The 21,551-nt window shown below is 60.0% G+C and carries 24 protein-coding genes; 1 reads left to right on the top strand and 23 read right to left on the bottom strand.

The window, feature by feature from the left end:
• Nucleotides 1-2 precede the first annotated feature (2 nt).
• The 20 genes from KW846_RS13495 to KW846_RS13400 form a co-directional block, all read right to left on the bottom strand.
• Complete coding sequence (locus tag KW846_RS13495) at nt 3-1,007, bottom strand: substrate-binding domain-containing protein (protein WP_218482740.1); 1,005 nt, start codon at nt 1,005-1,007, stop codon at nt 3-5.
• Nucleotides 1,008-1,145: 138 nt separating this feature from the next.
• Nucleotides 1,146-1,964, bottom strand: coding sequence for an SDR family oxidoreductase (locus KW846_RS13490; protein ID WP_218482738.1), 819 nt, complete (start codon nt 1,962-1,964; stop codon nt 1,146-1,148).
• Nucleotides 1,965-2,238: 274 nt separating this feature from the next.
• On the bottom strand, nt 2,239-3,114 hold the full coding sequence (locus KW846_RS13485) for an SMP-30/gluconolactonase/LRE family protein (protein WP_218482737.1): 876 nt from the start codon (nt 3,112-3,114) through the stop codon (nt 2,239-2,241).
• 124 nt (nt 3,115-3,238) lie between these two features.
• Nucleotides 3,239-3,955 carry a FadR/GntR family transcriptional regulator gene (locus tag KW846_RS13480; RefSeq protein WP_218482735.1) on the bottom strand — a complete coding sequence of 239 codons (717 nt, stop codon included), beginning with the start codon at nt 3,953-3,955 and terminating at the stop codon, nt 3,239-3,241.
• Nucleotides 3,956-4,145: 190 nt separating this feature from the next.
• Entirely contained in the window at nt 4,146-4,706 is a 561-nt protein-coding gene (locus KW846_RS13475; RefSeq protein ID WP_218482733.1) for a DUF1285 domain-containing protein, read from the bottom strand.
• A 16-nt stretch (nt 4,707-4,722) separates the two neighbouring features.
• A complete protein-coding gene (locus tag KW846_RS13470) occupies nt 4,723-5,331 on the bottom strand; it encodes a DUF4823 domain-containing protein (RefSeq protein ID WP_218482731.1) in 609 nt (202 codons plus the stop codon).
• Between the two features lie 263 nt (nt 5,332-5,594).
• Complete coding sequence (locus KW846_RS13465) at nt 5,595-6,563, bottom strand: GTP 3',8-cyclase MoaA (protein ID WP_102700892.1); 969 nt, start codon at nt 6,561-6,563, stop codon at nt 5,595-5,597.
• Between the two features lie 137 nt (nt 6,564-6,700).
• Nucleotides 6,701-7,339: a TetR/AcrR family transcriptional regulator gene (locus tag KW846_RS13460; protein ID WP_007977040.1), complete on the bottom strand. Its 639-nt coding sequence runs from the start codon at nt 7,337-7,339 to the stop codon at nt 6,701-6,703.
• A 387-nt stretch (nt 7,340-7,726) separates the two neighbouring features.
• The gene (locus tag KW846_RS13455) at nt 7,727-8,515 is read right to left on the bottom strand and encodes a TatD family hydrolase (protein ID WP_218482729.1); all 789 of its coding nucleotides are present in this window, start codon (nt 8,513-8,515) and stop codon (nt 7,727-7,729) included.
• 68 nt (nt 8,516-8,583) lie between these two features.
• Entirely contained in the window at nt 8,584-9,570 is a 987-nt protein-coding gene (locus KW846_RS13450; RefSeq protein ID WP_007977044.1) for a DNA polymerase III subunit delta', read from the bottom strand.
• Nucleotides 9,563-10,195: a dTMP kinase gene (gene tmk, locus KW846_RS13445; RefSeq protein ID WP_104449007.1), complete on the bottom strand. Its 633-nt coding sequence runs from the start codon at nt 10,193-10,195 to the stop codon at nt 9,563-9,565. Before tmk ends, KW846_RS13450 begins: the two co-directional genes overlap by 8 nt.
• Nucleotides 10,196-10,214: 19 nt before the next feature.
• A complete protein-coding gene (gene mltG, locus KW846_RS13440; protein ID WP_218482727.1) occupies nt 10,215-11,447 on the bottom strand; it encodes an endolytic transglycosylase MltG in 1,233 nt (410 codons plus the stop codon).
• A 3-nt stretch (nt 11,448-11,450) separates the two neighbouring features.
• Nucleotides 11,451-12,266: an aminodeoxychorismate lyase gene (pabC, locus tag KW846_RS13435; protein ID WP_218482724.1), complete on the bottom strand. Its 816-nt coding sequence runs from the start codon at nt 12,264-12,266 to the stop codon at nt 11,451-11,453.
• On the bottom strand, nt 12,266-13,510 hold the full coding sequence (gene fabF, locus KW846_RS13430; RefSeq protein WP_102700896.1) for a beta-ketoacyl-ACP synthase II: 1,245 nt from the start codon (nt 13,508-13,510) through the stop codon (nt 12,266-12,268). Before fabF ends, pabC begins: the two co-directional genes overlap by 1 nt.
• A 109-nt stretch (nt 13,511-13,619) precedes the next feature.
• On the bottom strand, nt 13,620-13,856 hold the full coding sequence (gene acpP / locus KW846_RS13425) for an acyl carrier protein (protein ID WP_003175607.1): 237 nt from the start codon (nt 13,854-13,856) through the stop codon (nt 13,620-13,622).
• Between the two features lie 196 nt (nt 13,857-14,052).
• On the bottom strand, nt 14,053-14,793 hold the full coding sequence (fabG, locus tag KW846_RS13420; protein WP_007977052.1) for a 3-oxoacyl-ACP reductase FabG: 741 nt from the start codon (nt 14,791-14,793) through the stop codon (nt 14,053-14,055).
• A gap of 16 nt (nt 14,794-14,809) precedes the next feature.
• Complete coding sequence (gene fabD, locus KW846_RS13415; RefSeq protein ID WP_218482722.1) at nt 14,810-15,748, bottom strand: ACP S-malonyltransferase; 939 nt, start codon at nt 15,746-15,748, stop codon at nt 14,810-14,812.
• Between the two features lie 125 nt (nt 15,749-15,873).
• Entirely contained in the window at nt 15,874-16,884 is a 1,011-nt protein-coding gene (gene plsX / locus KW846_RS13410) for a phosphate acyltransferase PlsX (protein ID WP_102700898.1), read from the bottom strand.
• Nucleotides 16,885-16,888: 4 nt separating this feature from the next.
• Nucleotides 16,889-17,071 (bottom strand): 50S ribosomal protein L32, encoded by a 183-nt coding sequence (gene rpmF, locus KW846_RS13405; protein ID WP_003179396.1) that lies wholly within the window; start codon nt 17,069-17,071, stop codon nt 16,889-16,891.
• A 13-nt stretch (nt 17,072-17,084) separates the two neighbouring features.
• A complete protein-coding gene (locus tag KW846_RS13400; protein ID WP_007942001.1) occupies nt 17,085-17,612 on the bottom strand; it encodes a YceD family protein in 528 nt (175 codons plus the stop codon).
• A 105-nt stretch (nt 17,613-17,717) separates the two neighbouring features.
• Between KW846_RS13400 and KW846_RS13395 the strand changes: the two genes are divergently transcribed.
• Nucleotides 17,718-18,296, top strand: coding sequence for a nucleoside triphosphate pyrophosphatase (locus tag KW846_RS13395; protein WP_218482719.1), 579 nt, complete (start codon nt 17,718-17,720; stop codon nt 18,294-18,296).
• A gap of 90 nt (nt 18,297-18,386) precedes the next feature.
• On the opposite strand, the gene KW846_RS13390 is transcribed toward KW846_RS13395, so the two are convergent.
• The 3 genes from KW846_RS13390 to rluC are packed head-to-tail and all read right to left on the bottom strand — an operon-like array spanning nt 18,387 to nt 21,012.
• Nucleotides 18,387-19,376 (bottom strand): S49 family peptidase, encoded by a 990-nt coding sequence (locus KW846_RS13390; protein ID WP_218482717.1) that lies wholly within the window; start codon nt 19,374-19,376, stop codon nt 18,387-18,389.
• Nucleotides 19,377-19,400: 24 nt separating this feature from the next.
• Nucleotides 19,401-20,063 carry an HAD-IA family hydrolase gene (locus KW846_RS13385; RefSeq protein ID WP_218482715.1) on the bottom strand — a complete coding sequence of 221 codons (663 nt, stop codon included), beginning with the start codon at nt 20,061-20,063 and terminating at the stop codon, nt 19,401-19,403.
• Nucleotides 20,050-21,012, bottom strand: coding sequence for a 23S rRNA pseudouridine(955/2504/2580) synthase RluC (gene rluC, locus KW846_RS13380; RefSeq protein ID WP_007977058.1), 963 nt, complete (start codon nt 21,010-21,012; stop codon nt 20,050-20,052). The genes KW846_RS13385 and rluC overlap by 14 nt, the downstream gene beginning before the upstream one ends.
• Between the last annotated feature and the right edge of the window lie 539 nt (nt 21,013-21,551).

The raw sequence follows: 21,551 nt of genomic DNA, 5'->3' as shown, positions 1-21,551 counted from the left end.
TGTCAGTTCCACAGGCCGATCTTTTCCAGTTCCTGCTTGAAGTTGTCGCGGGTGATCAGCGTCACGTCATCCATGGCGGTGTACTTCGCCGGTTCTTTGCCGGTGGTGACCCACTCGTACATCATGCTTGCGGTGTTGTAGCCCTCGATGTGCGGGCTCGGCAGCATCGAACCATAGAAGCCGCTGTCGGGCTTCTTCAGCTCGCCGATGGCGTCGGTACCATTGATGCCGATGCCGATCACGTTGGCCGCAGCGAACCCGGCGCTCTCGGTGGCGCGCACACCGCCGAGCACGGTGTTGTCGTTCATGCCGCCGATGATCAGGTTCTTCGCTGCACTCGGCAGTTTCACCAACGCCGAGTTGGTGGCGTCCATGCTGCCCGGCACGTCGAGGGTCTTCAGAGCCGAGAACAGGATGTGGTCCTTTGGCATGCCGGCGTCTTCCAGGGCTTTGACCGAACCGTCAGTGCGCTTCTTGCCGGTGTCGAGTTCGTTGTAGGTATTGATCACCGCGTACGTGTCTTTCCAGTCCCAGCCGCGTTTCTTCGCCTCGGTGGCCATGGCATGGCCTTGCTTCTGGCCGACTTCGAACGCGGCCATGCCGAGGTACGGCACGTCTTCCATGAATTTGCCGCTGGCATCGACGAAACGGTCATCGACGGCGATCACCTTCAACCCGTTGAGCTTGGCCTTGGCCATGATTGCCGGGCCGAGGGACACGTCCGGCGGGCAGATCACGAAGCCTTTGGCGCCATTGGCCGCGAGGCTGTCGATGGCCGACAGGGTTTTCTCACCGTCCGGCACGGCGATCTTGATCAGGGTGAAGCCCTTCTCTTTCCCGGCCTTTTCGGCAAACGCCCACTCTGTCTGGAACCAGGGCTCTTCCGCCTGCTTGACCAGGAAACCGATTTTCACTTCCTCGGCCGCCAGCAGCGTGCTGCTCAGACTGACCGCCGAGACCGCCAACGCGGCACAGCATAGGGAACGGATAGCACGACGACGATTCATAAGCTGACTCCTTGTTATTTTTCTTGAGCGTTCTTTGAAAGCGTTCTGTAAAGCCTGGGCGGTAAACCGTACTGCCAATAGTCATATCGTATGATGATTGACTTTCAGGCGTACCAAGACGCCTGAAAGCTCGACCACTCAGTCGTGGTACATCACCGAACGCCCACCATCGATGGTGATGCACGAGGCATTGATGAACGGTGCTTCATCACTGGCCAGGAACACCGCGGTCATCGCCACTTCAATCGGCTGGCCGATGCGTTTGGGTGGATGCAGGTCAAACGCACGCTGGCGCTCAGCGTGAGGGTCGGCGAAACCGTTCCAGTAATCGATATTGATCTGGGTTTCGATATAGCCCGGTGCGATGGCGTTGACGCGGATGCCACTGGACGCATATTCGATGCCCAGCGCGCGGGTCAGGCCTAGCAAGCCGTGCTTGGCCACCGGGTAGGGAAAGCAGCCCGGAATGATGTGGGAGGAATGGGTCGAGGCAATATTGATGATGCTGCCGATGCCCTGCTCGATCATCTGCGGCAGCACCGCCTTGCAGCCATACCACGCGCCATCGAGGTCAATGGCAAAGCAGCGACGCCAGTCTTCCTCGGTCATTTCCAGCGGATCACGGAACACGTTGACCCCTGCGCAGTTGACCAGCACATCGATTCGGCCGTGTCGCTCGACCGCCAGCCTGGCCATCGCCTGCAAATCCTGCGGCTGTGAAACGTCAGCCTTGATCGCCACCACGTCGGCGCCCTGTCCGCGCCAGTGCGCCGCGACCTTCTCGACCTTCTCGGCCTGAATGTCGCTGATGATCAGCCTGGCCTGCTGGGACGCAAAGGTCGCCACAATGGCCTCGCCAATGCCCTGGGCGGCACCGGTCAGCAGCACGACTTTGTCTTTGAGGCGCTCACCCTTGGGGGGGGCGGGCACCGGGGGCAATGACAGCGGTTCAGCCATGGTTGAAGACTCCTGTTCGAAAACACGACGAAAACCGGACATCAGTCGATGGCCGGTCAAAAGGCGTTGTGGAAGAAAACAGGTAAGCGCGAAAACGTTTCAGCTTGAAAACGCTTTGCGGCACTGTCTCCGCAAGGGAGCACGGGGGAGTTTCGCTGCATCACTTCACCTGTTTTGTTTTTTTGAGTGTGAGTGCATGTAACTGGTGAGGCCGACTATAAACCTGGCCCGCGATGAATCTCAATATATATATTTGTATCCCATATTATGAGACTTAACCCGCAAAACGCGTGCAACGCTTCCCGGGCACATCCACTGGAATCGACAGCACCGCCCCATCCAGCGGATGGCCCAGCGGACTCGCCGCACTGGTGATGTACAGGGTTTTCAGGTCTGCACCACCGAACACGCAACTGGTGGGACGACTGATCGGCAGTTCGATGGTCCGGTCGATTTTGCCGTCAGGGCTCAACCTGAGCAGACAGTGGCCATCCCAACGGGCATTCCAGATAAAACCTTCGGCATCCATCGCCGAACCGTCCGGGCCGCCGCGCCCATGCGGGCCAAACCAGACCTGCGGCGCATCGAGGGCTCCGTCGCTGCGGATGAAGTGTCGATACAAGGTGCCATCGAGGCTGTCGCCGAAATAAACGCTGGTGCCGTCATCGCTCCACAACAGCGTGTTGGGAATGCCCAGGTTGCGCAGCAACGGCACAACCCGCCCGGTACGATCGATGCGAAACAGTCCACCCGAACGGCGCACGATGGGCAGGTCTTCACCCTGTTCTCCGATATTGTTTTGCATGGTTCCGAGCCAGAGCCGGCCCTGGGCGTCGCAGCGGGCTTCGTTGGGGCGGTTGCCCGGTTGCGGATCGGCCACGCAGAACAATGTCAGGCGCGGTGCCAGGCCCGGTGAATCGAGATCGAGCCGATACACGCCACTGCTCAATGTCACCAGCGCGTCGCCGCTTTCACAGGGGATTAAGGCGGACACATGCTCCGGCATCTGCCAGATCTGCACGTTGGCGCCGATCAACCGCAACGCCTGTTTACCCGCGATATCCACCCAATACAGGGCCTGGGTCGGCGCATCCCAGAACGGACCTTCGCCCAGTTTCGCCCGATGCCCGGTAACCGTCGTCAACGTCATGAAACCTCCTGCACGGTTGTTGTTTTTATGATGGAGCCAGCTTGCTGGCGATGGTGCGTCAGTCGGTCTCGTGGTAGCTGATAAAGCATCGCGAGCAAACTCGCTCCTACAGGGGTTCGAGTTCTCAGCAGGCCTTTTTGTCGGCCATGACTTGCGGGTAGTAACGCTTGATCGCCAGGGCGGCGTTATCGATCAGTGTCATGCAGGCCCAGACACCCCGAGCGGTATCACGGGCCGCGATAGCCTCGGCCAGGTCCCGGTGAATCGGCAAGGTGCGACGCAGTTCATCCGGATCGGCAGCGGACACTTCAAAGGCCACCGCCAGCAACGCGCCGAGGGCGGGAACCATTTGTTCGATGAATTGATTGTGGCTGGCGGCGAGGATGCACTCGTGGAAGAGCTGGTCGGCATGGTTGTAATCGATGCCGCTGTCCACTGCCCGTTCCAGTGCGTTGCAGGCCAACAGGATCGCGTCCACCTGTTCGCCGGTCGCGCGCTCACAAGCCCAGCGCACGGCCATCGGTTCGATGGTGCGACGCAGATCGAGCAGATCGTCGACGAAGTTTTCCGGCAAACCGCTGCGCGACAGCCAGCCGACGACTTGTGGATCGAAGAGGTTCCAGCGCCGCACCGGCAACACCCGCGTGCCGACTTTCGGGCCGACCTCGAGCATGCCTTTGGCAACCAGGGTTTTGATCGCTTCGCGGATGACCGTGCGGCTCACGCCAAGTTGCTCGCCGAGGTCGGCTTCGACCTTGAGTGACTCACCCGGCCTGACCTGCCCCGTGGCCAGCCAGCATCCCAGCCAGTCGACCGTCGTAGCATGAAAGCTGTTGGACATGGGCACCTCGAAGCCGTATGCGATGGAGGACCACGCTAATCATCATACGATTGGGTGTCAATTGGATTTTTTGAAGAAATCAGAAACCTAATGTGGGAGCGGGCTTGCTCGCGAAGACGGAGTCACATCCGACAAAGATGTCGGATGACCCAGCGCTTTCGCGAGCAAACCCGCTCCCACAGGGTTTGCGTCAGGGTTCGAGACCGATAGGGAAAAACTCGCCGCCACTCCAGACACCGAGCCAGCGCTGGCCGTCGATCTCTCGGCTTACTGCCAGCTCTACCAGTTGGTAGAACACATTGCGGTGAATCAACGCCTCTAGATTGCTGCGCACATGGACGTAAGGGGCTGGCTCCTGCGTGTCGGGATCGATCACTACACGCAGCGGATGCTCCGCACCGGCCTCGGTGGTCTCATCGACATTGGTGGTAAAGCGCAACACCTGCGCCTCGCCCTCGCCTTCCACGTCCACCGCAATCGCCACGAACGGCGCATCGTCGACTTTGATGCCGACCTTTTCCACCGGGGTAATCAGGAAATAATCATCGCCGTCGCGGCGAATGATGGTGGAGAACAGCTTGACCATCGGCTTGCGTCCGATCGGCGTGCCCAGGTAATACCAGGTGCCGTCCCGGGCGATGCGCATGTCGATGTCTCCGCAGAAATCGGGGTTCCACAGGTGCACCGGCGGCAAGCCTTTGGTCTTGGGGATCTGCCCCAGCAAATCGTTGGCTTTTTGCGGGCCACTCATGGCGTTCTCCTTGAAGTTACTGGTCGCTGAGCCCCAGCAGGCCGCGCGCATATTGCTCCAGCGGCGGGCCCATCAGGTCTTCGGGTTTTTTATCGTGGAACGTCAGTAAACCGCCACGACTCTTGATGGTCGCAGTATCAATCAAATACTGGGTGCTGGTCTCGATCAACATGATCTGAATCATACCGCTGTCGATGCCGAGGCGATCCAGGGCTTCCTGATCCAGCCATTCGTCCGAGTTGCCGATACGGTCGTCTGACTTGGCAAATCGGGTGTAGAGCAGGTAGTGCGCACCGGCGGCACGGGCTTCGATCATGGCCTGGTCGAGGCCTTCCGGCGTGCGGGCACGGCGGACCATCGGGAAGTATTCGACGAAGCCATCGAACGCGACTTCGGCAATCACGTTGGGCCGTGGGTAAACGGCGCTGCCCGGCGGCATGAAAGCGCCCTGGGCAATGTAGACGAACGAATCCGGTTGAATGCGCAGGTTGTTTACGCGGCGGCTGTCGCTGTGATCGAGCAACCCCGCATCGCTCATATGGTAACGAGTCCCTTCGGCCATATCGCTGACGTTCATGCAGCCACCAAGTGCCAAAACGGCCAGCAGCAAAACCAGGCTACGCATCCTATCCTCCAGAGGCCGGTGTCGGAAAACCGGCGAATGGCCGTAGGATGCAGCTTTTGCGCCAGTCCTGAACCTGCGCTACACCTCAAACTTGAGAATGAACACATGTGGCGAGGGGGCTTGCCCCCGTTCAGCTGCGCAGCAGTCGTAGTACCGACGCATGCGGTTAACCAGAATTAATGCGGAGGATGGGTTTGGGACCGCTTCGCGATCCAACGGGGCGGTGCGGCGTTCCGACAAGCCCCATCGCCACAAAGGCCGGATCAGCCGCCGATAATCTTCATGACAGTCGCGCCGCCAGAGAACGCCACTTCCTGCTTGTCCCCCAAGGCTTTAACCAGGAGTCTCTGCAAGGCCGGCAGCGCCTGGTGGCGCGGTTTGTCCAGCAGGTCGCCGACGTAATGGCGATTGCTCGACGACAGGCAGCCATGCAGCCACCCGGTGGAAGACAAGCGCAGTCGCGAGCAGGTCCGGCAGAACGGCACACTTTCGTTGGCGATCACGCCGAAGTAACCCTGGCCGGGAATTTCATAACGAACCGCCGTTGCATCGACCGGGGCATCGGCCTGCAGATATTCATAGCGCTCGCCGATCAGGCTCAGCAATTGCTGGAGGCTGACGAACTGTTGCAAAAAGGCATTGGAATCGTTGGCCAGGTGGCCCATGCGCATCAGCTCGATGAAGCGCAGTTCATAACCGCGCTCCAGGCAGTAGTCGAGCAGCGGCATCACCTGATCAAGATTCTGCCCACGCAGCGGCACCATGTTGACCTTGATCTTCATGCCGGCTGCACTGGCCTCGTTCATGCCGTTTAGCACGGTGGCCAGGTCGCCGCCCCGGGCAATGCCGCGGAACGCACTGGCGTCGAGGGTGTCGAGGGAGACATTGAGGCGCCGAATGCCAGCGTTCACCAGCAGCGGCAGTTTCTTCGCCAGCAGCTGGCCATTGGTGGTCAGGCTGATGTCTTCCAGGCCCATCTGCCCGACCGCCGTCATGAACGCTTCGAGTTTCGGGCTGACCAGCGGCTCGCCGCCAGTAATGCGCAGACGCTCGATCCCTGCCGCCTCAATCAGATAAGCCACACCGCGAGCCATCGCTTCGGCCGACAATTCATCCTGCGCAGCCACCAGCCGCTTGCCGTTGGGCACGCAGTAGGTACAGGCGTAATTGCAGGCAGAGGTCAGACTGATTCGCAAGTTGCGAAAACGCCTGCCTTGACGGTCAACGATCATGGTCACTCCGGCGGAAGAATATCGGGCCGCTAAAACTTGACTCAGAAATCAAGTTTTAGCAAGTCCTCTACCTGAGTATATTCCTGCGCTACTGCGCCAAGTAGCGAAATCATGGCGCAATAAGGCAACTGAATGAATCAGCTGCCGGAAGTGTCGGTGTCGCGCTTGCGTTTGTTGCCCATGCGCACGCCGATGTCCATCAGGAACTGGAAGAAACCTTCCTGATCTTCCAGCACATTGCTCCAGAACGGCGAGTGATACAGCGCGACGGCGCCGTGCACCAGCGCCCAGGACGCGCAGTAGTGGAAGTAAGGTGGCACGTCTTCCAGCTTGCCTTCGCTGATCCGGCCCTTGATCAGCAGGGTCAGGCGTTCGAAGTTCGAGGCACGGATCTTGTGCAGCTCCTCGATCATCTCCGGTACCTGGTTGCCCTTGACCACTTTCTCTTCGAGGCGGTCGAAAAGGCGATAGCGTTGTGGATCGCGCATGCGGAATTCGAAGTAGGCCCGGGACAGGGCCTCCTTGTCCTTGTCGACATCGGCCGAATGCAGCAGTGCGTTCAAATCGCGCTCGTAGTCGAGCATCAGGCGCAGATAGATTTCCGCCTTGGATTTGAAGTGCTTGTAGATCGTGCCTTTGCCGATACCGACGGCATCAGCAATCATCTCGACGGTGACACTGTCTTCACCTTGTTCGAGGAACAGCTTTAGCGCGGTATCGAGAATTTCCTGCTCGCGGCGACGAAACTCACGGACCTTACGAGGTTCTTTATGCATAAGAAAAGGTCTGTCGGGGTCAAAATTCGAAGCCGCGTATTATGCCTAACTTACGCAAAAATGCACGGATCATCCGACCATATCTGCGCTTTCCGGTCATTCCGCGCACGATTGCCGGTTGATGAGAACTCTTCCGAAGCGCAGGTATTCCAAATTTGTTTAAAAACCCGGGCCGACAAACTGGACGAGGCGCAATCCTGATCAATACTTGAACTGTCGGCGGGGCATCTCCCCCAAGTGTCACGCCGATATTGGTACCAACGGACCGCGTGCCATTGTTTTACTCCTAATGGTCTTAACCCGGATTCACCCCCCAGAACCCGGGTTTTTTTTGCCTGCGATTTGACCTTGTGGGAGCGAGCCTGCTCGCGAAAGCGGCTTCGAATCCTAAACTGATTTCACATGCGCCAGCGGGAACAGCCGCTTGAAATTGGCCGTGGTCTGCTCGGCAAACCGCTCGTAGGGTTCACCACGCAACATTGCCAGAAATTCCGCTACTTCACGCACGTACTGCGGCAGATTTGGCTTGCCGCGATGGGGAATCGGCGCCAAGTAGGGCGAGTCGGTTTCCACCAGCAACCGGTCGGCCGGCACCTTGCTGGCCACGTCGCGCAACGCATCGGCATTGCGAAAAGTGACAATCCCGGACAAGGAAATGTAATAGCCCATGTCCAGCGCGGCCTTCGCCATTTCCCAGTCTTCGGTAAAGCAGTGCAATACGCCCGCCTGGGGCAGTGCCGCTTCGCGCAGCAAGTCCAGGGTATCGGTGCGAGCCCCGCGGGTATGGATGATCACCGGTTTGCCGGTCTGCTGCGCCGCTTGCAGGTGCAGGCGAAAGGATTCCTGCTGCAACTGCGCCGCTTCCGGCTCGTAGTGGTAATCGAGGCCGGTTTCGCCGATGGCGACCACACGCGGGTGATTGAGCTCCTGCAACAGCCAGTCCAGCGCCGGCGCGGCACCGGGCTGTACATCCAGAGGGTGCACGCCCACCGAGCAGTCGACGTCGTCATAACGCTCGGCCAGGGCTTTGACGTCGGCCGCGTTGTCCGCGCTGACACCGATACACAGAAAGTGCCCGACCCCGCGCTGTCGGGCGGCATCCAGGGCAGCATCCAGGGAGCCGTCGTGGGCGGCCAGGTCGAGGCGATCGAGGTGACAATGGGAATCTACGAGCATAAAGGGCTGCAACTTACATCGAATGGGTGGGACGGTCGGGTGTACTGATGAATTCTAGGCGCAGACAGTCATCTTTGGGCAGGCAACGACGCCCATTGCACCAGCAAGGCCTCCAGCAGCAAGGCCGGATTGAGGTTGGCCTTGCTCAAGACTTTCTGTCGCTGGGCGAGAATCCAGTCCTGGATATCGAGGACTTTGCCCTGGGCGGTTTTCTGCGCCAGGTATTGCACGACCTTGCGCATGTCGGCCAGGCCGAGGCCGGCTTCGTCCTGAGTCAACTGATAGCGCAGGATCAGGCTCGACCAGTCGCAGAACCAATCGAACAGGCGCAACATCGGAATGTTTTTCCATTCTTCGGCCAGTTGCGTCGGCGACTGCTGTTGCTTGAGGAGTTTCTTCACCCCTTCCACGACTTGCATGCGCTGCTCACGCACGCCCTGGGCCTGGAGATTGACCGCCGCCAGTGGCGAACCTGCGGCCAGCGTCAGCAACTCGACGCGCTCCTCTTCGGAACATTCCGGCAACGCCTGGGCCAGCCACTTCAAGCTCATGGCCTCGCCCGGCAGCGGACAGGCCTGCTGCACGCAGCGACTCTTGATGGTGGGCAGCAAACGGCTCGGCTGATGGCTGACCAGCAACAAAACCGTATCGCCGGACGGCTCTTCGAGGCTCTTGAGCAAGGCGTTGGCGGCGTTGATGTTCATCGACTCGACCGGCTCGATCAGCACCACTTTGCGCCCGCCCAACTGCGCAGTCTGCACCACGAAACCGACCAGATCACGAACCTGATCGACCTTGATCGCCTTGTCGGCTTCCTCCGGTTCAAGGATGTAGTTATCCGGGTGGCTGCCAGCCTTGAGCAACAGGCAGGATTTGCATTCGCCGCAGGCCTCCAGCGCCGTCGGGCGCTGGCACAGCAAGCTGGCCATCAGGCGTTCGGCCAGTGCCCGCTTGCCGATCCCGGCCGGGCCATGCAGCAGGTAGGCGTGCGCATGCTGCGCGCGACCCGCCAAGTGCTGCCAGAGGTTTTCCTGCCACGGATAGGCCTCAGCCACGGTTCAACTCCAGCAGGCGCGGCAACAAGGCATCCAGCGATTGCTGAACCTGTGCCAACGGTTGGGCCGCATCGACCAGCACATAACGCGCCGGATCCGCCTTGGCCCGCGTGAGGAACGCATGGCGTACGGCATCGAAAAAGGTCCGGCCTTCGAGTTCGAAGCGATCCAGGCGGCCGCGTGCGCTGGCGCGGGCCAGGCCGACCTCGACAGGCAGATCGAAAATCAGTGTCAGGTCCGGGCGCAGATCGCCTTGAACGAAGGTTTCCAGAGCCGCGATGCGCTCAAGCGACAAGCCACGGCCGCCGCCCTGGTAGGCATAAGTCGAATCGGTAAAACGATCACACAAGACCACGGCACCGCGGGCCAGTGCCGGGCGAATCACTTCAGCCAGGTGCTGGGCACGCGCCGCGAACACCAACAGCAACTCGGTATCCGGGTTCATGACTTCGTCGACGGGAGCCAACAACACCTCACGGATGCGCTCGGCCAACGGCGTGCCCCCAGGCTCGCGAGTCAGCACCACCTCGATGCCGGCGGCGCGCAAGCGCTCGGCCAGGTATTCGCGATTGGTGCTCTTGCCGGCGCCTTCCGGGCCTTCCAGAGTAATAAACAAGCCAGTCACAGGCAGTCCTTAGTCAGAGTCATTGCGGGCTTTTCGGTGCGCTTGCATCGGGTTCCGGTGTTTCCGGAGCTGGCGCAGGATCTTGCGCCGGCACTTGCGGCAGTGCCTCGGGAGCCGTGTTCGGTGAAGCGGCCGGGATCGGAGCCAGCTCCTGCGAAGCCTTGGCTTCCTGCGTGCCGTTCTGCTCAGTCTGGGTCGGCGCCGTCTCTGGCGTGGCAGTAGGCGCCGGGCTGGAGCGGTAATCGGCGCGACGCTTGAGCTGGAACTCCTTCACGGCATTGTTGTGGGCATCCAGGTCATCGGAGAACACGTGGGTGCCATCACCGCGCGCCACGAAGTAGAGGCTGTTGCCCTCCACCGGATTGAGTGCCGCATGAATGGCTTCGCGACCGACCATCGAAATCGGCGTTGGTGGCAGGCCCGCATTCATGTAGGTGTTGTAGGGCGTCGATTCCCTTAGGTGAGCCCGGGTCAGTTTACCGCTGTAGCGGTCGCCGAGGCCGTAGATCACCGTCGGATCGGTCTGCAGCAGCATGCCCATCGCCATGCGTCGCACAAACACACCGGCAATCTGCCCGCGCTCCTGCGGCACGCCGGTTTCCTTTTCCACCAGCGAAGCCATGATCAGCGCCTGATAGGGCTCGGTGTACGGCACATCGGAAGAGCGCTGCTGCCACTCCTTGGCGAGCACTTCGTCGAGGCGGTCGTAGGCGGTTTTCAGCAGCTCGATATCGGACATGCCGCGCACGTAACGATAGGTGTCAGGGAAGAAGCGCCCTTCCGGAAAAATCCCGGTGTGGCCGAGCTTGTCCATGACCTGGCTATCGCTCAAACCGTCGAGGCTATGATCGAGCTTCTCTTCCTTGGCCAGTGCTGCGCGCACCTGGCGGAAATTCCAGCCTTCGACCAGGGTGAGGCTGTACTGTACCATTTCCCCGCGTTTCCACAGGTCGATCAGGCCCTCGACGGTCATCCCCGGCTTCATGCGGTATTCACCGCTGTGCAGGGGTTGCTTGGCGAGATTGAAGCGCCAATACACGCGCAGCCAGAAGGCGTCCTTGATGACACCATTGGCTTCGAGTCGGTAGAAGGTGCGGGTCGGCGTGGTGCCCTTGGGCACATCCAGCAATTGTTCCTGGGCAATGTTCAGCGGTTGTACCAGCGCCGAATGAATTTTCCAGGCTGAAGCACCCATCAGCAGCCCTGCCAGAACCACTCCGGTTTCCAGCAGCAGCAAGAGTTTACGTCTCACGTATCAAGCATCCAGTAGCGCACGGGCAATGGTTTGGAGTTTACGGGTGAGCGGCCCAACCGGCCAGTGAAGAGCTGCATAGGCACGCACAGGCCAGATACCATACACGCTGTTGCAGACAAAGACTTCGTCAGCCCATTGCAGCTGCTCGAGGGGAATGTCGGTGATTTGCGTGGGGATTCCCAGCAACCCGGCCTGGAACAATAATTCGGCACGCATCACCCCGGCCACGCCGCAGCGCTTGAGATCAGCCGTGATGAGCACACCGTCACGCACCAGGAACAGATTGCTGAACACGCCCTCGATCACGCACCCGACCTGATCGAGCATCAAGCCTTCGGCATGCTCGGTGTCCTGCCATTCGGCACGGGCCAGGACTTGTTCAAGTCGATTGAGGTGCTTGAGGCCGGCCAGTAATGGCTGCCTGGACAATCGCGTGGTGCAGGGAAACAGACGAACACCCTGCTCGCCATGCGCGGCAGCATAGGCTGCAGGTGGATTGCCTTGCAGAATGCGTCGGGCCCGGGCCGAAGGATCGGGAGCGTAACCGCGCAGACCGTCGCCGCGGGTGAGAATGAGCTTGAGCACCCCGTCACCCAATGCGGCGGCGTAGGCCAGCAGTTCGCTGCGGATCAATTCCTGATCGGCAGCAAGCGCCAGACGCGAACAACCATGCGCCAGACGCGACAGATGCCGCTCCAGCAACACGGGCTGCCCGTTGCGCACGGCGATGGTCTCGAACAGACCATCGCCATAAGCCAGGCCGCGATCCTTCAGCGACAGAGCGTCAGCCGGCTGACCGTCGACCCAGCTGTCCATCAGCCTGCGAACCGGCGGAACACCAGCGAGCCGTTGGTACCGCCAAAACCGAAGGAGTTGGACACGACCACATCGATATCCATGTTGCGCGCGGTGTGCGGCACGAAATCGAGGTCGCAGCCTTCATCCGGCTCATCGAGGTTGATGGTCGGCGGCGCCACCTGGCTGTTGATCGCCAGCACACTGAAGATCGCCTCGACCGCGCCCGCCGCACCCAACAGGTGGCCGGTCATGGACTTGGTGGAACTGACGGCCAGCTTGTAGGCATGCTCGCCGAACACCGACTTGATCGCATTGACTTCAGCAAGATCGCCTGCGGGAGTCGACGTGCCGTGGGCGTTGATGTACTGCACTTGATCGCCATTGATCTTCGCATCGCGCAGCGCATTGGTGATGCAACGGGCAGCACCCGCGCCATCGGCAGGTGGCGAAGTCATATGGTAGGCATCGCCGCTGGTGCCGAAGCCAATGAGTTCGGCGTAGATGGTCGCACCACGGGCCCTGGCGTGTTCCAGCTCTTCCAGAACCAGAGCACCGGCACCATTGGACAGCACGAAGCCGTCACGGCCCTTGTCCCATGGACGGCTGGCGCGGGTCGGCTCATCGTTGCGGGTCGACAGCGCGCGGGAGGCACCGAAGCCGCCCATGCCCAGACCGCAGGCCGCCATCTCGGCGCCGCCGGCAATCATCACGTCGGCTTCGTCGTACATGATGTTGCGGGCTGCCATGCCAATGCAGTGGGTACCGGTGGTACAGGCCGTGGCGATGGCGTAGTTAGGCCCCTGTGCCCCCAGATGGATGGACAGGAAACCGGAAATCATATTGATGATCGAGCCTGGCACGAAGAACGGGGAAATCCGTCGTGGGCCGGTCTCGTGCAGCGTGCGGGCGGTTTCTTCGATATTGGTCAGACCGCCAATACCCGAGCCCATGGCCACGCCGATACGCTCACGGTTGGCGTCGGTGACTTCCAGACCGGCGTTGCGCACCGCCTGAAAACCTGCGGCCAGACCGTATTGAATGAACAGGTCGAGCTTGCGGGCTTCCTTGACCGACAGGTATTCCTCGACATTGAAGTCCTTTACCGAGCCGCCAAAACGGGTGGAATAGGCAGAAAGGTCGGCGTGTTCGATCAGACCAATGCCACTGCGGCCAGCCAGAATGCCCTGCCAGCTGCTCGGCACATCCGTGCCCAGTGGCGACAACATACCCATACCGGTGACTACGACGCGTCTACGCGACACAGCACTCTCCTTTTTTCAAATGACGACTTTGCATCAGGCCTAAAGAAAAAACCGCACGCCATGATGGCAGTGCGGTTTTTCCATGACAGCGAGCAACGATTACAAACTATTACGCCTGGTGGCTGGTAACGTAGTCGATTGCAGCTTGTACAGTAGTGATCTTCTCGGCTTCTTCGTCAGGGATTTCGGTCTCGAATTCCTCTTCCAGAGCCATCACCAGCTCAACGGTGTCAAGGGAGTCGGCACCCAGGTCTTCAACGAAGGAAGCAGTGTTGACCACTTCTTCTTCTTTAACGCCCAGTTGCTCAGCAACGATTTTCTTGACGCGCTCTTCGATGGTGCTCATACCTTGTTTTCACTCCTAATGGACAAATTCAGGCAGCTGGCCAGTGGGTAAGTGTATAGAAAGGCTTTTCAGCTTTTCAACTGAAAGCTTCACTCCTCGAACCCGGTGACCCTCTGCCTATAAATAGATTGCAGCTTTATAACGGATTTTAGACAGCTCGTATGACATTTTTTTGAAGCAATCCGTCACATTTGAATTACATGTACATCCCGCCGTTCACCGGGATTGTAGCTCCGGTAACGTAAGCCGCACCGTCCGACGCAAGAAAAGCGACCACGGACGCGATCTCTTGAGCTTGCCCCAGACGACCCAGCGGAATCTGCGTCTGCAAGGCTTCACGCTGCGCCTCGGGCAGTTCACGGGTCATATCGGTATCGATGAACCCTGGGGCCACCGAGTTTACCGTAATCGCACGCGAACCGACTTCACGCGCCAATGCACGGCTGAAACCTTCCAGACCGGCCTTGGCGGCAGCGTAGTTTACTTGGCCTGCGTTGCCCATGGCACCCACAACCGAACCAATACTGATAATTCGGCCCCAACGGGCTTTGGTCATGCCACGCAAAACGCCCTTGGACAGGCGGAACAGACTGTTCAGATTGGTATCGACAACGTCGTGCCACTCGTCGTCTTTCATGCGCATCATCAGGTTATCGCGGGTGATACCGGCATTGTTGACCAGGATCGCCGGCGCACCGAACTGCTCCTGGATGCTCGCCAGGACCGCCGCCACGGACTCGTCACTGGTGACATTGAGTTCCAGGCCGGTGCCTTGAATACCGTTTTCCTTCAGGGTCGCGGCAATACGTTCGGCACCCGACGCGGAAGTCGCGGTACCGACAACGATGGCGCCCTGACGACCCAGTTCCAGGGCGATAGCCTGGCCGATGCCACGGCTTGCACCGGTGACCAGTGCAACTTTACCTTGCAGACTCATGCAAGCTTCTCCTGATTCAGGCCAACGCTGCACGGGCGGCAGCGAAAGCGTCTGGGGTATTGAGGTTGGATGTCGATACGCCTTCGGCGCAACGCTTGTTCAGACCGGCCAGCACTTTACCCGGGCCGCACTCGACCAGATTGGTCGCGCCCCTGGCAGCCAGCGCCTGTACGGATTCGACCCAGCGTACGGGCTTGTACAGCTGCTCGAGCAGATCACGCTTGAGGGTTTCCAGATCGGCCGGCACTTCGACGCTGACGTTCTGGACCACAGGAATCTGTGGCGCCTGCCAGTTGATCGCGGCGATCGATTCGGCGAAACGCTCGGCAGCCGGACGCATCAGCTCGCAGTGGGACGGCACGCTGACCGGCAGCGGCATGGCGCGCTTGGCACCACGCGCCTTGCAGCCTTCGATGGCGCGCTCGACCGCAGCCTTGGCACCGGCGATGACCACCTGGCCCGGGGAGTTGAAGTTCACCGCGCTGACCACTTCGCCTTGCGCCGCTTCGGCACAGGCGGCCAGTACGTCGGCATCATCCAGGCCGAGGATGGCGGCCATGCCGCCCTGCCCGGCCGGGACGGCTTCCTGCATCAGCTGGCCACGACGCTCGACGAGTTTCACCGCGTCGCCCAGGCTCAGGCTGCCCGCTGCCACCAGCGCGCTGTATTCACCCAGGCTGTGCCCGGCGACGTAGGCCGGACGCGCACCACCTTCGGCCAGCCACAGACGCCACAGGGCGATCGAGGCGGTCAGAATGGCCGGTTGGGTTTTATCGGTTTGATTGAGTTGCTCTTCCGGCCCTTGCTGGGTCAGTGCCCACAGGTCGTAACCCAGTGCATCGGAAGCTTCGTTGAATGTTTCAAGGACAACCGGATGTTGTGCGCCCAGCTCGGCGAGCATGCCGAGGGACTGCGAACCCTGTCCCGGGAAGACGAATGCGAGGGAAGCAGACATGTAACAAGCCCCTAATGATCTTGTCGTCGGAGAATTGGCGCCCCGCTTTGGGGGCGCAAGAAACTGACAGTTGGATGGCCCATCGAACCAAGCGGTCACATTTAAGCATTGTCCGACGAAAACGCCTAAAGCAACAAATCCTCCAGACGACCGTGCAGGCGCTCGGGAAGATTCTCTTGAATCTCGATCATGGCGCGCGAAATGGCGCTCTGGAAACCCTGGACCCCGGCAGAACCGTGGCTCTTCACCACAATCCCCTGCAAGCCGAGAAAGCTCGCACCGTTATGCCGGGCAGGCGCCAGGTCGGCCTGCAGACGCTTCATCAACGGCAGCGCCAGCGCACCGACCGCTCGTGAGGCCAGGCTCTTCTTGAACAACGCCTCGATGCGCCCGGCAATCATGGTCGCCAGGCCTTCGCTGGATTTGAGCAGGATGTTGCCGACAAAACCGTCACACACCACCACATCCGCTTCGCCACGGTACAAACCGTCACCCTCGATAAAGCCGATGTAATTGATGCCCCGGGCGCCTTGCAACAAAGTCGCCGCCAGCTTGACCTGCTGATTGCCCTTGATGTCTTCGGTGCCGATGTTCAGCAACGCCACCCGTGGGCGGCTGATGCCCAGCGTTTCCGCCGCCACCGAGCCCATCACCGCAAACTGCAACAGATGCTCGGCACTGCAATCGACGTTGGCACCCAGGTCGAGCAATTGGCAGTAACCCTTTTGTGTCGGGATCGCCGCCACCATGGCCGGACGGTCAATGCCCGGCAGGGTCTTGAGCACGAAGCGCGACAACGCCATCAGCGCCCCGGTATTGCCGGCACTGACACAGGCCTGGACTTTACCATCGCGCAGCAACTCAAGGGCCACGCGCATCGATGAGTCGGGCTTGCCTCGCAAGGCCTGGGCGGGTTTTTCGTCCATGCCGATGACTTCGCTCGCCGGAGCAATCGACAGGCGCGCGCGATCCACAGCCGAATGGCCAGCGATCAATTCTTCAAGTAGGGAGGGTTGACCGACGAGGGTCAGGTGCAGCGAGGGTGTAGCGGACAGGCAAGCAAGACTGGCCTGGACAATGCTGCGGGGACCGAAGTCCCCGCCCATTGCGTCAATCGCGATGACTTGAGCGGACAAGTGATTACTCGTCAGCGCCCTTGTCGATCACTTTACGGCCACGGTATACGCCTTCTGGCGATACGTGGTGACGCAGGTGAACTTCACCGGTGGTTTTTTCTACAGACAGGGTGCTAGCCTCGAGAGCGTCGTGCGAACGGCGCATGTCACGGGCAGAGCGGGATTTTTTGTTCTGCTGAACAGCCATAATTGATTAACTCCTAAACGTTTGGGTCACGCTTTAACTGCGCCAATACACTGAACGGGTTGGACCGCGTTACCTCGTCCTCGCTCGGTTCGGGCTCATCTGCTCCCGCCGGCTGCTGGCATTCTTCCGGATGATGAGCAGGCACAATGGGCAAGGCGAGCAGAAGCTCCTCCTCGATCAGTGACTGCAGATCCAATGGATCTTCGCCCAGTTCCAGCACGTCATAACCTTTCGGCAACGACTGGGTATTCGCACCCTCCTTCACCACAGCGTAACTGCATTCGCTATGGATCGGCAGGGTGACCAGCTCAAGACAACGCTGGCAAACCATTTTGACTTCAGTGTCGATAAAGCTGTGGATAACCACAGATTTACGTTCATCTCGTTCAAAAACGAATTTAGCCTGCACCGTACCGACATTGTCGGAAAGCGGGTCGCAGAGTCTCTCCAAATCGGCCAGCAGCATTTCACCTTGAAGGGTGGTGCCACGATCAGCCAATTTGCGCGGGTCAACGTGAGGTGGAATCGGGTCATTCAACATAGGCGCAGCATTATAGGGATGCACCCGCCCATGTCAAAGGAAATTCAGCCCTGTCCGTCACTTGGAAGCCTCGCTAGAATTCGCACCTGCCTTATGGAGATGCGCATGCTGCCTTTATTACTCGCTTCCGGCTCGGTCTATCGCCGGGAATTGCTGGCCCGCCTGCAACTGCCATTCACCTGCAGTTCGCCGGATATCGACGAAAGCCATCGCCCCGGCGAATCCGCCATCGCGCTGGTCAAGCGCCTTGCCGAAGAGAAAGCGCGCGCCCTGGCCGCCAGCCATACCGCTCATCTGATAATCGGCTCCGACCAGGTTGCCGTGCTGGGAGAGCAGATAATCGGCAAGCCCCACACCTTCGAAAAAGCCCGCGAACAACTGCTGGCCGCCAGCGGCGCCAGCGTGACATTCCTGACCGGCCTGGCCTTGCTCAACAGCCGGACAGGGCACTGCCAGGTCGATTGCGTGCCGTTCACCGTACACATGCGCACACTCGACGCGACCCGCATCGAGCGCTACCTGCACGCCGAGCAGCCCTACGACTGCGCAGGCAGCTTCAAGGCCGAAGGCCTGGGTGTCAGCCTGTTTCGCAATACCGAGGGGGCTGATGCGACCAGCCTGATTGGTCTGCCGCTGATTCGTTTGATCGACATGTTGCTGGTCGAAGGCGTGCAAATACCCTGAAAGCAAAAGATCGCAGCCTTCGGCAGCTCCTACATGTGATCTGTGTGTAGGAGCTGCCGCAGGCTGCGATCTTTTGATCTTTGAAGCGGTCTAGCGCAACGACGGACCGTTAAACCCCATCCACATCGCCAAATGCTCAGCCACGCTGGCGCCGAGCTTCTTCGAGAAGCGATCGAATGGCGACTCCTGAACGGTAAAGTCCACCAGCTCCTTCTCACCGATCACATCCCGCGCGACCGAACTGGCATTGCCCAGCCCATCGACCAATCCCAGCGGCAGCGCCTGCTCACCGGACCAGACCAGACCGGAGAACAGCTCCGGATGTTCCTTGTCCTTCAGGCGATCTCCGCGCCCTTGCTTGACGCTGTTGATGAACTGCTTGTGGGTCGTATCGAGCACACCCTGCCAGAAAGCGGTTTCTTCCGGCTTTTGTGGCTGGAATGGATCGAGGAACGACTTGTGTTCGCCCGAGGTGTAGGTGCGACGCTCGACGCCCAGCTTCTCCATGGTGCCGACAAAGCCGTAACCGGCCGCCGTCACACCGATGGAGCCGACCAGGCTCGCCTTGTCGGCGTAGATCTGATCCGCCGCGCTGGCGATGTAGTAAGCACCGGAAGCCCCCAGGTCGGAAATGACCGCATACAGCTTGGTGTCCGGATGCAGGCCGCGCAGGCGACGGATCTCGTCATAGACATAACCCGACTGCACCGGACTGCCGCCCGGACTGTTGATGCGCAGGATGACGCCCTTGACCTTCTTGTCCTCGAAAGCCGCGCGCAGGCTGCCAACGATATTGTCTGCGCTGGCCGGCTCCTTGTCGGCAATCATGCCTGTCACATCGATCAACGCCGTGTAATTGGCGCTGAGGGTAGCGGCCTTTTCCATATCCATCAGCGGCGAAAACAGAGCAATCGCGCCGAAAAGATACACAAACGTCAGCAACTTGAAGAATATTCCCCAGCGACGGGACCGGCGCTGCTCCTGCACACTGGCCAGCAGGGTCTTCTCCAGCAGCTTCCAGCTCTTATCGTCACCGCTCTCTGCGCTCGCCTTGGCGGGCGCCTTCCATTCGTCGGTCATGCCGTCCACCCCAAAAACAACTGGTTAAGCCTGCTGACTCAGCCAGGCGTGCAATTCTGAAAAACGGTCGATGGCCAGTCGCGGCTCATACAACTTCAGCGCATCGATCGATTGAGCGCCATAGCTTACGGCCACCGACCCCATGCCGGCGTTGCGTGCCATCTGCAAATCAAAGGACGAATCACCGACCATCAATGCCTGATCCGGGCGAACCTCGCAATGCGCGAGAATTTGCTCGAGCATCAGCGGATGGGGCTTGCTGGCCGTCTCGTCGGCGGCACGGGTGATATCGAAGTAATCCTCCCAGCCATGGGCCTTCAGCACCCGATCCAGCCCGCGACGGGCCTTGCCGGTCGCCACGGCCAGATGATAACCCTCGGCACGAAATGCCTCGAGCGACTCGACCACGCCCTCGAACAGCGGCGAAGGCTCAGCCTCCGACGCTATGTAGTGTTCGGCATAGTGCTCGCGGAACGCGATCAATTCGGCGTCACCAATCTCGGGATACAGGGTGCGGATCGCTTCCGGCAAGCCCAGCCCGATGATGCCCTTGACGGCAAAATCGTCGCGCAGATCAAACCCGGAGCGCCGGGAGGCAACGTGCATCGCCTCGACAATCCGGCCAATGGAATCGGCCAGCGTGCCGTCCCAATCGAAGATCAGCAGCTTGTAATCAGATGGGCGCACTCAATCGCTCCACAGTCTTGGCCCACATCTCGTCGACCGGCGCCTGCAACTTCAGCTCGCCGCCATCAGGCAACGGCACGGTCAGCATATAGGCATGCAGGAACAGGCGCTTGCCGCCCAGATCGCGGATTTCCTTGCTGAAACCTTCGTCACCGTACTTGGTGTCGCCAGCGATGCAATGCCCGGCGTGCAAGGTATGCACGCGGATCTGGTGAGTCCGGCCGGTAATCGGCTTGGCTTCGATCAGGGTGGCAAAGTCGCCGAAACGGCGCAGGACCTTGAACACGGTCACCGACTCCTTGCCCTCCTCCTCGTCGACCTCGACCATGCGCTCGCCGGAGCGCAGATTGCTCTTGCCCAGCGACGCACGGACCTGCTTGATCGAACTCGCCCAGTTACCGCGAACCAGCGCCATGTAGCGCTTGTCGACGCCATCACCGCGCAACGCAGTGTGCAAGTGTCGCAACATGCTGCGCTTCTTGGCGATCATCAACAGGCCGGACGTGTCACGGTCGAGACGGTGAACCAGTTCGAGCTCCTTGCAATCGGGGCGCAACTGACGAAAGGCTTCGATCACCCCGAACGTCAGGCCGCTACCGCCGTGAACCGCAATGCCGGCGGGCTTGTTGATCACGATCAAAGCCTTGTCTTCGAAGACAATCGAGGCTTCGAGCCGCTGCAGCAGGCCTTGTGCCAGTGGCACCGGCTCGTCGCGCTCAGGCACGCGAACCGGCGGCACGCGCACGATATCGCCCGCCTGCAGCTTGTACTCGGGCTTGATCCGACCTTTGTTCACGCGCACTTCGCCCTTGCGCAAAATGCGGTAAATCAAGGTCTTGGGCACGCCTTTGAGCCGGGCGAGAAGGAAATTATCAATACGTTGGCCGGCATATTCCGGCGAGACCTCAAGCAGTTGTACGCCTGGAGTCGGGGGGGTAGTCGTCGTCATGCCGCGGATGATAACAATTTTTTATGGAATTGAAGCACTTAATCATTGCTGCTATAGTCGCGAACGCCGCCAAAAGCGGCCTGGACAGCGGACCAACGGTCAAAAACCGGCCCTGACCAACGCAATTCACCAGGACGCGAGGCCGTCCTACGGGGCTTTCGCTACGTAACGGTGGAGTTTGCAGCTGTAACGAGCGCAGGTGACATGAGGCCTGAATCACGCCACAAAGCAGAGTTTCCCACTCGTTTTGCGAGCCATATTCACGGCCAGTTCACAAAGTGCAGTCAGCTGCGAATGACCCCGAGCGAAGGCATCGGAAACAACGCCTAAATTAGCCATGATGCGTGACCTCCCCTTTCGGAGCTCACGGTAAATGCCAACCCGCTGCGGATTCTGCGCGCGGCAGCACCCGAATTATCAGGGATACGTGTAGGGTGGAGATGCACAACCGCCGGACTGTGTAGCAACAGGCTTTCTCCAGACGCTTCATCTCGTCCACAGCCGCTGGTTGATTCCTCCTCCTGACTGAGTGCTTAAGT

This window comes from Pseudomonas sp. PDM32, from assembly GCF_019219225.1.
GTDB lineage: Bacteria > Pseudomonadota > Gammaproteobacteria > Pseudomonadales > Pseudomonadaceae > Aquipseudomonas > Aquipseudomonas laurylsulfatiphila.
The sequence above is the reverse complement of the archived record's forward strand: the minus strand, read 5'-3'. Positions and strand labels throughout refer to the sequence as shown.

Bases quoted from the DNA above. Each gene is read 5' to 3' on its own strand.
- KW846_RS13475 (WP_218482733.1), bottom strand. From the start codon at position 4,706: ATGAGTGGCCCGCAAAAAGCCAACGATTTGCTGGGGCAGATCCCCAAG.
- rpmF (WP_003179396.1), bottom strand. From the start codon at position 17,071: ATGGCTGTTCAGCAGAACAAAAAATCCCGCTCTGCCCGTGACATGCGC.
- fabG (WP_007977052.1), bottom strand. From the start codon at position 14,793: ATGAGTCTGCAAGGTAAAGTTGCACTGGTCACCGGTGCAAGCCGTGGC.
- KW846_RS13480 (WP_218482735.1), bottom strand. From the start codon at position 3,955: ATGTCCAACAGCTTTCATGCTACGACGGTCGACTGGCTGGGATGCTGG.
- pabC (WP_218482724.1), bottom strand. From the start codon at position 12,266: ATGGACAGCTGGGTCGACGGTCAGCCGGCTGACGCTCTGTCGCTGAAG.
- KW846_RS13460 (WP_007977040.1), bottom strand. From the start codon at position 7,339: ATGCATAAAGAACCTCGTAAGGTCCGTGAGTTTCGTCGCCGCGAGCAG.
- KW846_RS13400 (WP_007942001.1), bottom strand. From the start codon at position 17,612: ATGTTGAATGACCCGATTCCACCTCACGTTGACCCGCGCAAATTGGCT.
- KW846_RS13490 (WP_218482738.1), bottom strand. From the start codon at position 1,964: ATGGCTGAACCGCTGTCATTGCCCCCGGTGCCCGCCCCCCCCAAGGGT.
- acpP (WP_003175607.1), bottom strand. From the start codon at position 13,856: ATGAGCACCATCGAAGAGCGCGTCAAGAAAATCGTTGCTGAGCAACTG.
- rluC (WP_007977058.1), bottom strand. From the start codon at position 21,012: ATGACGACGACTACCCCCCCGACTCCAGGCGTACAACTGCTTGAGGTC.
- fabD (WP_218482722.1), bottom strand. From the start codon at position 15,748: ATGTCTGCTTCCCTCGCATTCGTCTTCCCGGGACAGGGTTCGCAGTCC.
- KW846_RS13495 (WP_218482740.1), bottom strand. From the start codon at position 1,007: ATGAATCGTCGTCGTGCTATCCGTTCCCTATGCTGTGCCGCGTTGGCG.
- KW846_RS13485 (WP_218482737.1), bottom strand. From the start codon at position 3,114: ATGACGTTGACGACGGTTACCGGGCATCGGGCGAAACTGGGCGAAGGT.
- KW846_RS13455 (WP_218482729.1), bottom strand. From the start codon at position 8,515: ATGCTCGTAGATTCCCATTGTCACCTCGATCGCCTCGACCTGGCCGCC.
- KW846_RS13465 (WP_102700892.1), bottom strand. From the start codon at position 6,563: ATGATCGTTGACCGTCAAGGCAGGCGTTTTCGCAACTTGCGAATCAGT.
- KW846_RS13470 (WP_218482731.1), bottom strand. From the start codon at position 5,331: ATGCGTAGCCTGGTTTTGCTGCTGGCCGTTTTGGCACTTGGTGGCTGC.
- KW846_RS13395 (WP_218482719.1), top strand. From the start codon at position 17,718: ATGCTGCCTTTATTACTCGCTTCCGGCTCGGTCTATCGCCGGGAATTG.
- KW846_RS13390 (WP_218482717.1), bottom strand. From the start codon at position 19,376: ATGACCGACGAATGGAAGGCGCCCGCCAAGGCGAGCGCAGAGAGCGGT.